At 60.5% G+C, this 15,562-nt stretch carries 10 protein-coding genes and 1 pseudogene; 3 read left to right on the top strand and 8 right to left on the bottom strand.

The window, feature by feature from the left end; all coding sequences use genetic code 11:
* Window positions 1-594: 594 nt before the first annotated feature.
* Window positions 595-2,022, bottom strand: coding sequence for a Fic family protein (locus tag V1294_RS33260; protein WP_334503176.1), 1,428 nt, complete (start codon window positions 2,020-2,022; stop codon window positions 595-597).
* Between the two features lie 280 nt (window positions 2,023-2,302).
* On the opposite strand from V1294_RS33260, the gene vapB reads away from it, so the two are divergent.
* Window positions 2,303-2,536, top strand: a complete 234-nt coding sequence (vapB, locus tag V1294_RS33255) for a type II toxin-antitoxin system VapB family antitoxin (RefSeq protein WP_334432905.1) — start codon at window positions 2,303-2,305, stop codon at window positions 2,534-2,536.
* Window positions 2,536-2,934, top strand: a complete 399-nt coding sequence (vapC, locus tag V1294_RS33250; protein ID WP_275198039.1) for a type II toxin-antitoxin system tRNA(fMet)-specific endonuclease VapC — start codon at window positions 2,536-2,538, stop codon at window positions 2,932-2,934. The genes vapB and vapC overlap by 1 nt, the downstream gene beginning before the upstream one ends.
* Before the next feature lie 187 nt (window positions 2,935-3,121).
* Here the strand turns inward: vapC and V1294_RS33245 are convergent, their stop codons facing one another.
* The 7 genes and pseudogenes from V1294_RS33245 to V1294_RS33215 all read right to left on the bottom strand — a co-directional run bounded on the left by V1294_RS33245 (window position 3,122) and on the right by V1294_RS33215 (window position 13,950).
* Window positions 3,122-4,714: a hypothetical protein gene (locus V1294_RS33245; protein ID WP_334503173.1), complete on the bottom strand. Its 1,593-nt coding sequence runs from the start codon at window positions 4,712-4,714 to the stop codon at window positions 3,122-3,124.
* Between the two features lie 259 nt (window positions 4,715-4,973).
* Window positions 4,974-6,157: pseudogene (locus V1294_RS33240) on the bottom strand (integrase core domain-containing protein).
* 248 nt (window positions 6,158-6,405) lie between these two features.
* Entirely contained in the window at window positions 6,406-7,356 is a 951-nt protein-coding gene (locus V1294_RS33235) for a hypothetical protein (RefSeq protein ID WP_334504919.1), read from the bottom strand.
* A 130-nt stretch (window positions 7,357-7,486) separates the two neighbouring features.
* On the bottom strand, window positions 7,487-8,692 hold the full coding sequence (gene aztD, locus V1294_RS33230) for a zinc metallochaperone AztD (RefSeq protein WP_334503170.1): 1,206 nt from the start codon (window positions 8,690-8,692) through the stop codon (window positions 7,487-7,489).
* 52 nt (window positions 8,693-8,744) lie between these two features.
* On the bottom strand, window positions 8,745-9,683 hold the full coding sequence (aztC, locus tag V1294_RS33225; RefSeq protein WP_334503166.1) for a zinc ABC transporter substrate-binding protein AztC: 939 nt from the start codon (window positions 9,681-9,683) through the stop codon (window positions 8,745-8,747).
* A gap of 407 nt (window positions 9,684-10,090) precedes the next feature.
* Window positions 10,091-12,151, bottom strand: coding sequence for an ATP-binding cassette domain-containing protein (locus V1294_RS33220; protein WP_334503163.1), 2,061 nt, complete (start codon window positions 12,149-12,151; stop codon window positions 10,091-10,093).
* A gap of 188 nt (window positions 12,152-12,339) precedes the next feature.
* The gene (locus V1294_RS33215; RefSeq protein WP_334503161.1) at window positions 12,340-13,950 is read right to left on the bottom strand and encodes an ABC transporter transmembrane domain-containing protein; all 1,611 of its coding nucleotides are present in this window, start codon (window positions 13,948-13,950) and stop codon (window positions 12,340-12,342) included.
* 242 nt (window positions 13,951-14,192) lie between these two features.
* On the opposite strand from V1294_RS33215, the gene V1294_RS33210 reads away from it, so the two are divergent.
* Window positions 14,193-15,476, top strand: coding sequence for a sensor domain-containing diguanylate cyclase (locus V1294_RS33210; protein ID WP_334503159.1), 1,284 nt, complete (start codon window positions 14,193-14,195; stop codon window positions 15,474-15,476).
* Window positions 15,477-15,562 lie beyond the last annotated feature (86 nt).

Genomic DNA, 15,562 nt, shown 5'->3' with positions numbered 1-15,562 from the left:
AGAACGCACATAAAATTTAAGGGCGTACCTGACTGAGGCCGGAAAGCCAATCAACCGAGGACACCCGCCGGGACGCCGGCTTGGCCTCCAGCTGACCCGGCGCGATGTTTCAACACGAATTCCGAATGGCCTAAGATTCGGTCAGACCTTTCACAAACCACCGGCCCGTCGTTGGAGCATCGTCGCTCCGGTCGCCCGGGCGGCCTTCAGACGATGCAAGACAAAATCCCGAGGTGCGGCTTCCAGATCAGGCGGTCCCGTCGCGTTCTCCATGCATCGACGAGACCTTCTCTGAACCACTGGCTTGAGGATGCGCACCCTATAGGACCCGAACGCGAGAAGCCGTCCTCCGCAGGTCCCCCAAGTTGCCGCGCGCACGAGCTGATGCAGCCTCGAACTTACCGGGAGCAACCGGTTCACTGCAGCGACGGGCAAAGTTCGTCCCCTACAAGTACGTCCCCTAATCGGGGCAAAGTAGGTCCTCTACTCGGCGCCACCGGTCTGGTTCACACCATAGAACGTCCGCGATTTGGGCATAGGCCAGCGATCGCAAAAAGCCCCGCCGAAACGGCGGGGCTTTTTTTCAGGGTGACCCTAGTCGTTCGCCATTCCCGGCATGACTATCTGGTGCTCGTCGAGCAGGTCTTTGAGCGTGCTGGCTCGCCAGACCTGTTCCAGCATGGCAGCGAGGGCGCTCTCGTCGGCATAGATGGTGATCGTCTCTGCGAAATTGTCCGGGACCGCCCAGCCCCGCCGCGCCATGCGCGAGCTCAATTCCTCGGCCAGCTTGGCTTTCTCGCCGTCGCTGGCTGCGGTCGGGGCTGGGGTCTTGCTCGCCTCGGCGACGACCGACGGACGCGGCTGGTACAGTCCAGGAAACCAGCGCTCGATGACGGTCGACGGGAAGCCAAGACGGACAGGGCCCTTCGGCGTATCGGACACTAGGAGGCGTTTCGCGACCAACTCGCCGAGTACCGTGCGCGCCTGCCTATCCTGGTAACCTGTCAATTCGACAGCGCGTGCGCGCGGAAACTCTCCGATCAAGATCGCCTCCCGCAGGAGCCGCCATGAACCCTTGGGAAGACGCTTGGCTCGAACCTCCTCGTCCGCCCAGACCTCGACGCGGTTCATAAGCTCGGAAGGATTGAGCAGAAACCTCATAAAGTCGATCTGATCGATGCAGACCTCAAGGAAGAACCGGCAGAATTCGGCGAGGCCGGCTTCGGTCAAGGTGCCGCGCCCGTCCAGATCTCCGCGACGAGGCTCGTCCGCGGCCTGCAGCAGTTCCTTGTAGCGGCCGACGTTGCGCGCCAGGCCGCGCGATACGGACCACAACTCCGAGCCGATGCCGAGTTCTTTCAGGAGCGCATGCGACAAGAGGCGGGTGACGCGGCCGTTTCCGTCCATGAAAGGATGGATCCAGGCCAAGCGGTGATGACCGGCGCCGACTGAAAGAATTCGCTGCGTCTTGCTCAGCATCGGCGACGAGTAGGCCTGGACGAAGCGGGCAAGAAGAGCCGGCAGCGTTGCCGGCTCGGGGGCAAGGTGCTCGCCGACCTTTACGTGTCGCGTTCTGAGTTCGCCAGGCGTCATGCGGATCGTCGTCTTCATGACGGGGTCCTCGATTGCCAGCAGGCTGTCAGGAAGACGGCTGCAGAACTCCCGGTGGATCCAGCAGATGCCCTCGACCGACAAAGCCGGGGACGGCATCTCTCCGCGATCGATGATCCCCTGCACTTCGATGTGAGCTTTAGCCTCGAGCTGAAGGTCCCGCTTCTTCGGCTCCTTCGAATAGTCGTTCTTCATCGCTCGCTCGATGTCGGCGAGATGGGTATCGTGACCTTCGATGAGGTTGGAGTAGTAGCAGTTCATCGCCCTGACGATGTCGCCGACGGAAGCTTTAAGCGACGCGTTGAGGCCTCCGCTGAAGGAGCTGGACTTCTCGACCAGAGCGAGTACCTGATCACTGAGGCCGGGATCAAGGTCCGGAAGCATCGGTTCCATGTGAGCGATACTGGTCATTTTGCCGATCTTTCTGCCTTCGCGATTTACCTATAACACCATAATATTGCACTATTTTCAGGCATGTTGGAAAGAGTTTCGCCCCTGTTTTTGCCGATCTCCTTGCCGATTCCGAACGAGGGAACGAACTTGATGGCGGATCGGAGCGTCGGACGCGCCCCTCTCCACGGTCGGAACTTGGATTCCACCCGTAGGGACTAAATGGCCAGACAGGGCGGTCTTGTAAAATATCATCGCTGGTCTATGTATATCCCATTTGGATATACACTTAGGAAGCAACATGACGACCTCGACGGTGTTCATCAGTAATCGCAGCCAAGCCGTCCGCCTGCCCAAGGCAGTCGCCTTTCCAGAGAACGTACATCAGGTTGACATTCTGAAGATTGGCCGCAGCCGCGTGATCGTGCCTCAAGGCAAACGATGGGATGATCTGTTTCAGAACGGACCGCGCGTCAGCGAGGATTTCATGGTTGAGCGTGGACAGCCGGCAGCCGAGAAGCGCGAGCCGCTCTGATGCTCACCTATATGCTCGACACGAACATCTGCATCTACGTCATAAAGAACTATCCACTGGAACTACGCGAAAAGTTCAATGCACTGGCCGAACAACTCTGCATCTCAAGCATCACGCTTGGCGAGTTGCATTATGGCGCAGAGAAATCCGCACGCCGCGCCGACAATCTAACGGCTATCGAGCATTTCGTGGCCCGTCTTGACGTGCTGCCATTTGCGGACAAGGCGGCCGCGCATTACGGTCAGGTCCGGGCAGAACTCGAGCGTGTGGGAACGCCCTGTGGTCCTCATGACATGCAGATCGGTGGACATGCCCGCAGCGAAGGATTGATCATCGTCACTAACAACATGCGCGAGTTTACTCGCATGCCGGGGGTTAGAGTCGAGAACTGGGTCTGACTGAGGACAGGAAGGTCAGAAGTACCTGCGCAACGCACGGCTTCCACGTCGCACCCAGATGCATCAGCCTTAGAGGACGCACTTTGCTCGATGTCGGCGTTTCTCTGCGCGCGTCGGTAGAATCTCGACTTAGCGATTCCAGCAGGTTGGAGAGCTGTTAGGGGACAAACTATGCCCGGCGCGTCATTCACGCGGCGCGCGGCCAGCTTTTCGCCTTCGGTAGCCTCGGTAGTATCCAGGTCGGACCTGTAGCGAGCGGGGCCTGCTCGCGCGGCATCGGGAGCATTCCTCCGGCTTCGACATAAGCCTTCACGAGCGCCTCGCTCCAGAGTTTCATCGCCTCCGCTTTCAGGTCCATGTGCTGGGCGGTGAGGTAGTAGTCCTCCGTTGTCTTCGACATCCGGCGCCAGTCAACATCGTTGTCGTTCGGCAGAACGTGGCCAAGCATCGCGGATGCGGCTGCCGCAGGTAAGGTCCGGCGGTGCCGAGCGAAAAAATTCGTGGCTACGGACCGGACCAGGTGAGGCCAGACAGGCGGGAGGCCCTTCAGGTAGTCTATCCTGTTCATTCCGTTCTTCTTCTTTCCTCGCATGGCTCGGAGATGCGCGTTCAGGCTATTTGGGTACAGGCCGGGATCGGGATTGTCGGGGTGATCGCGACGGCTTCGGCGCCTGGTCGATGCGAACAGCCATTCGGTGGCGCTGCGGAAGCCACGCTTTTTGCCGACAAGCAGCCTCCAATCCCACATGCACGAATTGGCGACGTGGAGCCCGATCGGGGGAACCGGGAGCATGAATGGCACCTTGTTCTTGACCGCTTCGGCCGGCCATTCGGCAATGCCCCAGGGTTGATCCGGCGAGGAATACGGGTTGAGGGGATCGATAGGCTGCAGGTCGTCGCGCCTGAGCTGACTAAGCGTGAAACGACGGTTGGCGGTCAACGCGAACCACCATACGCCCCAGCGCACGGCCGGTGAGATCCGCTCGTTCCCGGCACGATCGGCGCAGAACCGCTCGTGACGCGCCAGCAGATCGCCCAAGTTCTCGACCGTGAAATCGTTTTTCGCGGCGACCAGCGTGCGCTGCCGCGTCTCCATCTGCCCGATTTCATCCGATTTGGGCTGCGGCGGCTTGATCGCTGCCCACCACGGCATCGCACCGGCGAGCCCGCTTTCGATCGTCTGTTCGGAGTGTGCCCACGACAGGGCGGCCTTGACGTAAGCCAGCGTCTTCTCGCAGGCCCGATGACCGCGCGCCGTGTGCACCTCACCGATCAGCTTGATGAGGTTGAGGTCGGTGAGGTCGGCGAGCCTGATCTTCCGCCAGCCGACGAACTCCGGCTTGCCGAAGCACAGCCGGACGTCGTCCTGGGTCCCTTTGGAAGGCCGCTTGATCTTCTTGCCCTTCTTGCGCAGCAGCTTGAGCGACGCCTGGTACTGCCGATCGAGCTCCGCCCATGTCCAGCCGGACCTGCCGGAGAGATTGAGGGCGCTCCTCGGCTTCATCGCGAAGAAGACTTCGCCGGCCTTCCGCCGGGCTGCCTTCAGGCTGAGAAATTCCCGATCCCCGGGGGCCTGGCTCGCGCTTCCGATTCTCCGCGACTGCCCCTTGGCGCGCACGAACCAGCTGACCGAGCGGCCCCGCTGCCGCAGCTGCAAGTAGCGCTGCGTCGTGTCGAAGTAGTCGTGAATTTCCTTCGAATCCTTGGCGCGCGAGGCGCGCGCCAAGGCCTCGTCGACGACTGCCTGGGTGATTTCCTTTCGCTGGGATTTGGGTGCCATGGCCAACTCCGTTGGCCCCCAGCCCGTAGCAGATCGGTAGCGCATCGCGGTCGGTCGTCCGCGAAAACCGACCCGACAAGGCCCTATTGAGGTTGAGTTTTTTGGCGGATTTCAGGCCGATCCATGCGGAAATGTCCGCGCCAAAGGACTCAAACCGTCGGAGCACGGGAATCATAATCCTGGGGTCGGGGGTTCGAGTCCCTCTCTCGCTACCACCTTTCACCATGTCCGGCCCGAAGACATGGGTAACGGAACGTACCTAAGACATGGGTGACAACCTAGTGCCGAACGGGTTGTCGAGGGGCTGCAAGGTTTTCTGCTCCAGGTCGAAGTATCCCAGATCATAGTGCATGAAGCTGACGAGCCAAATGCCCTCGTCGACTTCCTTGATGCCGAGCTTTTGGCCGGCCAGGACGGTTGAGATGTTGATCCTCTTGCGATGCAGGCAGAGGCGGCCGCACGCAGTGACGACGACGTCACGGTCGTGGAAGGGGTAGATCAGTTCCGGCAGGCCGACGTAGGAGCGCGCCGAGGCGGTGTAGAGTTCGGCAGGACACTTCATGTCGAGTGCTTCGTGCGGACGTTCGGCATTGAACTCGCGGAGGAAGGCATCGAACCGCTCCTGTTGCTGCAGGCTGTTGAAGCCCGGCGGACGAGTGGCCTCCTTCTTGAGGGTTAGATGCATGCGCTCATGCCGGCCATTTTGTTGGGGATGCCCTGGTTTGATACGCTCGATGGCAATGCCAAGCCTAAGCCACCACACCGAGAGCTTGGAAAGATTGAACAAGGCATTGGGACTGGCAAAGGGCACGCCATTGTCGGAGCGGATGGCAAGCGGCAGACCACGATCGCGGAACAGGCGCTCGAAGGCTGTAATTGCAGGGTCTTCACGCGTTGAATCGAGCGCTTCGCACAACAACAGCAAGCGCGAGGCATGATCGGTGACGGTCAGCGGATAACAATACCGACCATTGCCGAGCTTGAACTCTCCCTTGAAGTCAGTGCACCACAAATCGTTGGGTCCACCGCCCGCGGACAGCGGCGTGCCGCGCGCGCGGTGGCGCGGCCCGCCGCCACGCTTGACCAGGCCATGGCGATCGAGCACCGCATGGATGGTGCTTTTGGCGGGAATCCTGACATCGCCATCGAGCCGCCGAACCAGCAGTTCGCGGATCTTGCGCGCCCCCCAGTGTGGCTTCTCAGCCTTCAGGCGAACAATCAGGCCCTCGATTTGCTCCGGGACTGATTGGCATAGCGTACCGGTCTCCTCGACCGGTCGCTCAGGGCGGCCAGCCCCTGTTCCCTGTAGCGGTCGAAAATCTTATAGCCGGTCTTACGGGATATGCCGAACTCCCGACAGACGTCCGTCATGGCTTCGCCGTCCAGCAGCCGGGCGACAAAGCGAAGGCGTTCTTCCATCACCGAACTCGCTTTCCACGGCATCCACACCTCCCGCAGAACAAAAGCGGAAAGTGTAACCCATGTGTCCGGTACGTTTTGTCACCTATGTCTCGGGCCGCTCACCACACTCCTCGAACGTTGTTGGGGAATATAGGTTCGTGCAGTAAGGCGGTTAAGCGCCCGGCGATTTCGACCGTGACGCCGCCTGGCCGCGTAGGGTCTCTAAATACCGTCACTGTCTCAACGAGGTCGCGAATTGCTTCCGTCGCCTCGGAATCTCCGGCGTTGATTCACGGCTCCTTGCAAATCGGCGCCGGCTGCGACGGCGGCGCCGGATTATTCTTCTTGTATTGAGCAAGGATTGGCTCGAGAGCTTCTTTTGACCAAAATTTCGGAGACCTGATTTCTTTCAAGCAGGATCGGTTCCAATATAGCCCCCGGCGCGATGGCAACTGGTCAGCCGCAACTGCCTGGGCGATGGCGTCGATGTCGTGTGATTCAGGATAAATGTAGACCGTGGTCGGATTGTCTTTCGTCAACGCGATGACTTGCTCGGCGTCCGATGGCGACCAACTGGTGCAACCATTGCTGCGGCCTGCAGAGTAATCGACCAGCGTTCCAAATGGAACGTAACCGTCATGACTCGCGTAGGGGCTGCGCGGGTTCCTTCGAAGACATACTCCCTTTAGTGATACGGCTGCATGTCCCCCGATCGCGCGTTGTCTGGCATTCGCGGTCTCGCCTTCACCGTCAAACTGAACGAATGAGCGTATGAGGATCGCGTCTTGCTTTGCCGAAACGCGGTAGTAGCCTTTGACGGAGGTCTTCGTCTCGGCCGTCACATACGCGCCGCCGGCTGTCAGGTTGGAATCTATCGCATTGCCGAAGTTCTTCGCGCACCGCCTCCCATTTGCAAAATCCACGATACCTTTCAAATCGCGACCGCTGCCGTGACCCGCTGAAATTGCGCGGAACGACCGGTCGGCTTCGCAGATAATGTAGAACCGGCGCCCCAAGTAGCCTTCACTTGAATAGTTGGGTCGCGTAGCGTCCATGGCGAAGTAGCAGGGATTTTTGACCGCGCCTGCACGCAACTTTTTCAGGTAGAGCTCGCGAGCCCTCTCCAAGACCACTGGTGCGATTTGACCTTCGCTGTCGCCGACATGGGGCTGCAACCAGGCCGGCACGGCCGATGACTGGCCTACCGCAAAAGCTGGGTCCGAACTGGACAAGACAGTCATGCTGACGAGGCCGACAATGTTCAGAAGGTGCACTCTTGACTGCAATGCAACAACTCTCTTGTCCACGTATCTTGCACTCGGCTCGGATGTCGCCACGTTCTGCAAAGGCCGCGTTGGTTCAGATCAGCTGCTATTCGTCATGAGACTGACCTGACCCGCCCACCGCCACAATGTTGAAGGGCCTCCCGCCGACAGTAATTTCGCCGGCTTTCGTGAGGCTCATCGCGTCGACGAGCGCAACGACGCCTCTTGCTGGATCAGTGACCGCGACCATGTCACCAGCGACTGCCAGCCGCGGTCGCGGATCATTCCAATGACCATCCATGGAATAGGGCTCGGTCACTCGTAGCGATCCGTCGAGCTTTCCGGCGATAACGTCCAATCGATGCAATCGTCCATCTTCCGTGAAAACGTACGCGAATTTTGCGCGGACTGGATCGACGGCAAAATCCACCCGCCGCATTGGCAATGTCACCAGGCGAAACGGCTCCGCGTCAGTCGGCTCTATCAGAACGACCTTGTCCGACCCGTAGTTGCCAAGGAAGTATTGCAAGCCTCGTCCGCCAAGCATGGTAGTCGTCTTGCCACTTGGCAGCGCGGCGGCGTAGGGAAGGTGCTTAACCAGCGGCGTGGACCCATCCATGCTGGCAACGAGAAGTCCGGTAGCGCAACTGAAAACAAGGATGTTTCCCGATGTTGCTTCGCCGTGCAGGTCCGGACACGGATGAACGCCGCCGATTTGCGCACCGGACTTGTCAACGATCTTGATGCCAATGGGCAATGCATCTGAGTTCTTGACGTTAGGCTCGGAAATGAGCGTGTAGCGATCATTCGCAACCGCTACCCCATGGTGAGGCGTCCCCGGCGCGGTTTCGCGCAGAACAGACTTCGATTCCTGGATCATCCTTTCGGATGCGATTCGAGCGCGGCCCTCGCCGTCGAAGAAGATCGCGATCTCACCACCATACTCGACCACGTGCGATGGCTGCTTGCCCGCGATCTCAACGCCAAGCAATCCCGGCGCCTTGACTTTGATGTCGCCGTGATCGCCATGATCTTCAAATGATATGCCACTATCAATCGCTGTGACCAGGTCCGCGCCTCTCTGCACGGCAAGGACCGTCCGTCCGGTCTTGCTGCGGTAGAGACGAGCTGGCGCTTTGGTCGCAAAGGTTTCGATCTTCTCTTGCTTGAGGAGATCGATGACATTCACAATTGGCTCGGAATGGTCGGAGACGAACAGGCGCCACGCCGTCTTCTCGCCAGCCAAAGCAGCGCAGTTGAGGGCGAGTGTCGTCAGAAGGACACCGATAGTGCCGGTTTGAACTCTGGTCATCGGATATTTCCTCTCAAAACAGCATTCGCGCTCCGAAACAAGCCGCGTTCGATCAGGGGACAGCAGGCATGATGGCATTCCGAATTGTCGAGGCGTTGTGCTTCATCATGTCAACGTAGGTGGCCGCCGGCCCGTCGGGTCGGGACAGAGCATCGGAATAGAGCTCTCCGCCGACCTTCGACCCTGTTTCCGCGGCAATTCGCTGCACGAGACGGGGATCGGTGATGTTCTCCACAAAGACCGCGGCGACCTTGTCCCGCTTGATTTGCCGGATGAGACCGGCGATGTCGGATGCTGCGGCCTCGGCGTCTGTTGAGAGGCCTTCTGGCGCGAGGAATGTCAAACCGTATTCGTGAGCGAAGTAGCCGAACGCCTCATGCGCGGTGATGACAACGCGCTTGTGCGTCGGGATGGGTGCGATCGTCGCTCTGATCTCGTCATCGAGTGCACTGAGAGTTGAATCATAGGTTTTGGCATTTGTCTCATACGTGTTGCAGCCGGGTGGATCGATCGAACAGAACGCGTCGGCGATATTCTTGACGTAGATCCGGGCATTCGGAACCGCTTGCCACGCATGGGGATCATAGTCGCCGTGATGATGGTGATGGCCAGATCGCTCGCGGTCGTGCGCTTGCTCAGTGCTCTTGAGCGGCTGGACTCCTTTCGTAAGCTCGACAACCGGCGCCTTTGTTCCGCTCGCTTCGATAAGACGTCTCAAAAAGCCTTCGAACTGAAGGCCATTGACGAGTACGATATCGGCGGCAGCAATCGTTCTGACGTCCGCGGGCCTGGGTTCGTAAACGTGGGGATCGCCGTTTGCTCCGACGAGTGAGCTGACATCGATACGGTCTCCGCCGACATGACGCGCAAAGTCAGCAATAATCGAAAAGCTGGCGACCACATTGAGCTTCTTGGCGGACGCGGCACCAGCAGCAAGCGGTGATAGTGAGACGAGTCCCGCAAGCACGACCGTTCTTAACGTCTTGAGCATGAGCCGTCGTATTCTCGTTGTTTCAGGTGCTTGATGGCGGTAGCGCTGGACAGCTCTTGGCGAGGAATCGATCGCTGCGTTTGCCGACCGCACCCGGAGGCTTTCCGATGATCGCTGGATTGGAGCCGCGCCGGGACAGAGGTGACCGCATTGACGGCGCAGCCCAGATTGCAAAGGGCGAAACGAGGTATCCTCGCCAAAAGGCGCGCGGATTGACCGAACGCGGTGCCTACACTTCCTAATGATCGCGTCCATGCGATGCTCGCTTCAGCCCGAACTGTAATGTTATAACATAACAGTTATCGCGTGAAAACTACAGGTCGTCCCGCGGCTGATCGCAAAGAAAGCATGACAACACGAGAGTCGGGGGGCGAGTCGCTCGCCGCTACCAAATCGAGCGTACTTCATCATCCGCTCACCGTCGTCCGTTCCGCCGGTGCGGGAGGCTGCGCCGTCGGGCCGGCGCGCACCACACTGCCGCGCTCTAGAACGACGATCTGTTGACAGGCCTGGATATGGGCCGCGATATGAGGGGCCCAAATGACCGTTGTCTCGCCGCGAATGGAATCGAGATAACGCAGGATGCGCGTGTCCCACTCTGGGGTGCCGGCGATGCCATCGCCGTCGAGTAGCAGAACTGCCGGCTGGTTCAGTGTCGCCGCGACAAAGGCCATGAGGTGGCGGAACTGCAGTTCGGCCATGTCGTCGGAGAACGGGTTTAGCTCTCGATCCAGGACCTTGTCGGCGCTGCGACCGAACAGTGGAAGTTCCCGCCAGTCGGCGCCGATCACCCGATCGAGCGCGGCAAAGGCCTCCTCATCGGTCAGTGTCGGCGCGCGCAGGCGAAAATAGTCGCGGACGGTCAGGGGCAATGCCGGGACAAATTGCGGCACGTAGCCGATCCAGGCGCGATACTCCGTGGTGTCGAACTGCCGGATGTCCCGTCCACCGATCAGAACGCGGCCGGAGTGAGGACGTCGCAAACCGGCCAGGCACTCCAGCAGCACCGTCTTTCCGCCGGCGCTGGGGCCGACAATGGCGGTCCGCTCTCCGGCCCGCACATTGAAGGATACGCCGTTCAGCGCGGCATCGTAGTCGGCGTCCGGTCGATAATAGATGCGGTCGGCGGTGAGCATGACATTGGCGAGGCCCACCGGACTGGTGAATTCGGAGCCCGAGCTTTCCGCCGGTGTCGCCATCAGCCGGTCGATTTGCTGCACGGAACTCTGCACCTGGCGAAGACGGACCACGGAGCTGAACGCCTGCTGCGCGGGCGTCGTGATCCGCCAGATCAGCATCATGGTCGCCACCAATCCGCCAGCATGCATCGTGCCGCCGAGGACCAGAACAATGCCGACGCACAACGTCGCCAGCACCGTCAGCGAGCTCAACATCTGTCCAATCGCCTGGGCGCGGGCGACAGCAATCGCGTAGTCACGGTTACGTACCGCCGATTCCCGCGCGAATTGAGCAAGCCGGCTGAGCCACTGGCTGTCCGCGCCAGCCTGATGGAAAGCGTTCATGCCATGAAAGGCGGACACCGCATGCTCCTCGAGACGACCCGAAGCAACGCCCGCAGCAGTCGATTTGCTTGACACGTAGTCGGACATCGGCAAGGCCAGCGCGGCGTAGGCGAAGAGAGCAACGATCGGCACAAAGACAAGCCAACCGCCCAGCAGGGCCACCACCACCAGAAAGATCACGAGGAACGGGTAATCGATCAGATTGAGGCCGCCGGCGCCGCTCAGGAAGGAGCGCGCGTTCTCGAAGCCGCGCATGCGAACCATGTTGTTCTGGACGCCGAGCCGCGTCGTCATTTCGGCGGGAAGCGCCAGCATCTTGCGCATGGTCACGGCCCCGATGCGCGTACCCACCCATGCTCCCATCCATGAACTGACGACCTGACGGCCAATGCTGAGCCCCCAGCCGCCTATCGCGGCGACGCTTGCCACCAGCATCACGCCCCAAATCGCAGACGTCGCGCCCGAGGGGATCACGATGCTGTAGACCAGCATGGTGTACAGCGACACGGACAGTGCCAGCAGGTTGATGACGAAACTCATCGCGAAGAGCTTGAAAAGCTCATCGCGTATCTGTTCGAAGAGACCGCGAAACCAGTTTGGCCGGGCCTCATTGACCGGGTGGAAGTCGATGTCAGTCTCGACTGCGAGGATCGTGTCATCTTTGCCAAGCGCAAGGCGGCAGTAGCTGTCCCTGGCGAGCCAGAGATCCTCGCCGTCGGGCCGGCCGAGATAGACTCCGACATCTCCGGCGCGTGTCTGGACGAGACTGCCGGCGGGCAGCTTGTTGGTGTCCGACGGCGTACCCGTCGCCGGCAAGCGATGGGTGCGGAATCCGATGACGGGAAGAATCTGCTCGAGATGATCCAGCGTCATCGGCACGTCGGCAGCAGGCAGCAAGGCCGCCAAGCTTCGCGCCGTGCCGAGCCAGCCGAGCGCCACAAGCATCGCGGGCAAGGCATCCGCAACCGCTGACGCCGCGCGCCGATCGGGTCCGACGGCTGCTTCCAGGCGCTCCAGCCACACCGTCTCGGTCCACGTTGGCGGCCTCTTCGGCGCCCCGGCCGTCGCACTTGGGGGGGCACTCGAGGCGGCACTTGGGGCGCTCGGCAAAGCAGAGGGAATGGATGCGTCCGTCATGTCGATGTCTTTCTGCGATCGACGCGTATTTTCATATCCGCGAGCTCGGTAAGGGCAGGCCTGCTCGATACGAGGAACACCGTCGTATGGCCCTCCATCCCTTTCAGAATTTCACGGAGTCTCGCCACGCCGTCGAGATCGAGCGACCCGTCGGCATTGTCGAGGCACAGGACGAGCGGCTGTCGCACCAGTGCCCGGATTAGGCCGATGCGGGCGGCGATGCCGGGACTTATGATCTCCACTTCACCGGGGCCGACCGGCGTCATGAAGCCCTGGCGCAAGCCATCGACGAACGTACTCAGGCCGAGCAGCTCCGAAAACTGGATCGCCGCCGCTTCGAAGTTAGGGCTGAACAGAGTGAGATTTTCAAGAAGGGTGCCGCGGATCAGTTCGCCGCGCGAACCTGCTTCCGCCACGCCTTGCCGAAAGCTCTGCGGGTCATAGACGCTGTTCGGTAACCCGTCAAAGGTGATCGAAAGATCGAGCGAGTCCTCCAGCCGCATCACCGTTCTGAGCGTCATCGTGGCGACCGGAGCATTCGGTGCGTCGATATGAACGAAGGTGCCCTGCGGGATGGAGACGGAACCGCCCACCCTGTGCAAGGCAGGGCCCGACAAGACGATGGTGCCACCGGTAAAGGGGCGCGTCTCACCAACGGTGGTCCATACCGGCGCCCGCGGCAGCGACAGGACTTTGCTTATTCGCCCTTCGGCCTCGCCCCGCTGATTGCGACGGCTGAGATAGCCGAAGGCGCCCATCGCCGGCCCCACCGAGCGCCCTGCCAGCAGCGTGCATGCAGCGAGGCCGCCTGTCGTCAATTCTCCGCCGACCACCATGAAGGCGCCGGCGGTGACGATGCCAATCGTCGAGAGCTGCGCCATCAGCTTGCCATTCTCGCTGATCAGCGCCATCCGGTTCTCCAGTTGCGCCGCCGTATCCATGACGCGCCCGACAGCATCGCGATAGCGTCGCGTCAGCAGCGTCTCGGCGGCCATGGCCTTTGCCTCGAGCAGGCCCAGGAAGATTCCCCAGCCAAGCTTCTGGCGCTGCACCTGCGCTTCCTGGGCTTCGCGCTGGACAATGGCTGCCGACCGAATGACTACCAGCGCCGCAAGCAGTGCGAGGGCTGTAAAGGCAAGAGGAATCAACGCAAGCCACGAACCCAGATACGCGATCAAGGCGATGTAGATCACGGCGAACGGCAATTCGTGCAAACCCACGGCGGCATTGCCGGACCAGAAGTCGCGGACCTCTCCCGTGGCGCGCATCGCATCCGACAGGTCCGGGACACTGAGTTGATGGAGAGCCTTGCTGTTGGCGTGCATCACATGATCGACCACGCGGACGGTCATCTCCGACTCGAATGCCGATCCCACATAGGCGAACAACACTGAACGGGAATATCGCAGCATGGCCTCCAGCAGAATGGCCACGGTGACACCGACGGCGAGCACGAAGGTCGTGCCATAGGCTTGGTTCGGCAGGATGCGATCGTAGGTCTGCAGCAGCGCGAGCGGAAGGGCGAGGGCCAGCGTGTGGCTTGTGAGCGATGCGGCCACACTGAGTGAGACCGCTCCTGGAGGCTTGGCTGCGTCGAAGGTTGCCATGGCTCACCATCCTTCCGCACGCACGTTCGGAGGAACTATTTCCGGCAAATATTCTATCCCTGGTGACGCCTCTTACCAAGAGGCGTTCAACCCTCCGTTGTTTGGAGGCGACTTCTCTCCTCTGGTCGTTGGCGCTATTCTTGAGGTGCGACAGCGCATCAAGTTCGATTCAAGTTCATCAGTTCCATTCTGTTGATGGCGGGGGATGCGACGTTCATTCGGGGCTCGGAAGCGAGGTTCACATGGCGGACAAGTCCAATCCACTCCAGCAATTCGTTGATGGAATCGCGGCCAGTGTTGCGATCGTGGGGCGTGGTCAGGGAGGTGAGCTGATCGTCTCCGCCTGTAACGACAGCTTCTTCGACATGACCGGCGGGCGGCGTGGCGGGCTCCGCGGTTCGTCCGTGCTGCTCGACGCGCAGATGCCGAGCTATGCGCGGCACGAGTTCCGCAAGAAGCTTTTGGAGTGCTTCAACACCGGGATCGCCCAGGAACTGGAGCAGGCCTACGACTTCAAGGGAGGAACGCGCTGGTGGCGTCTTTCGCTCAAGCCGTTCCGGCACGCGGGGGGGAATTCCAGCGTGCTCGAGATTCTTGTCACCGGTCTCGACATCACGCCGAAAATGATCCTCACGCACGAGCTGGAGGTGAGTACGTCGCGCTTTCGGTCCGTCGTGGATGCGGCCTACGATGCGATCATAACGGTCGATCAGGAGCACAACATTACCCTGTTTAATCGGGCCGCGGAGAATCTGTTCGGATATGACGCATCCGAGGTGATCGGCCATCCCCTCGTAAACCTCCTGCCCGAGAAGTTTCGCTCACATCATTCCGCCTACATCCACCAGTTTTCCCGTTCGCCCGTCAATTCGCGGCAAATGGACGAGCGCAATCGGATTTGGGGGCAGCATCGTGATGGAACGCTACTGCCGGTCGAAATCGCGATATCCAAGATCAACGTTGGCGGATTGCTGGAATTCACGGCCGTCATCAGGGATATCACGGACCGTGTCCGACTGATGGACCTGCTTCAGAAGCAGGCCGTGACGGACGAATTGACCGGCCTTCCAAACCGCAGGGAATTCCTCGAGATCATGGAGAAAGTTCTGGAATCGGACGAGCAGCTGGCGGTGCTGATGCTTGACATCGACTACTTCAAGAAGGTCAACGATACATATGGCCACGACGCGGGCGATGAGGTGCTTCGCGTTCTGTCCAAGATCGGGATGGCGGCCAGCCGCAAGATGGATGTGTTCGCCAGATGGGGCGGGGAGGAATTCGTGGCGGCGCTGACGGGGTTGGACGCCGAGCACGCGCGCGCGACTGCAGAGAAGCTGAGAACGACATTCGAAAAGCAGGATTTCGAGCATGACTGGAGCATCGGTCATGCCATTCCCTTCACAGTCAGTATCGGCGTAGCGACGCGGGCCGATGGAGAGAATGATCTGGACGCGATCATGAAGCGCGCGGACGAGGCTCTGTACCAGGCAAAGGAAAACGGACGAAACCGGGTGGAGGTCGGATAGGATTTCAAGGCTCCGGAACCGTCCGACCAGCGAGGTCGCCGCCGGAATAGTCGGCCCGATCGTCTCCCAGCCCCGCATGCCGTACG

The organism is Bradyrhizobium sp. AZCC 1678 (assembly GCF_036924765.1).
Classification (GTDB): Bacteria; Pseudomonadota; Alphaproteobacteria; order Rhizobiales; family Xanthobacteraceae; genus Bradyrhizobium; species Bradyrhizobium algeriense.
Note: the sequence above shows the minus strand (reverse complement) of the source record. Positions and strands in the feature narration are given on the sequence as shown.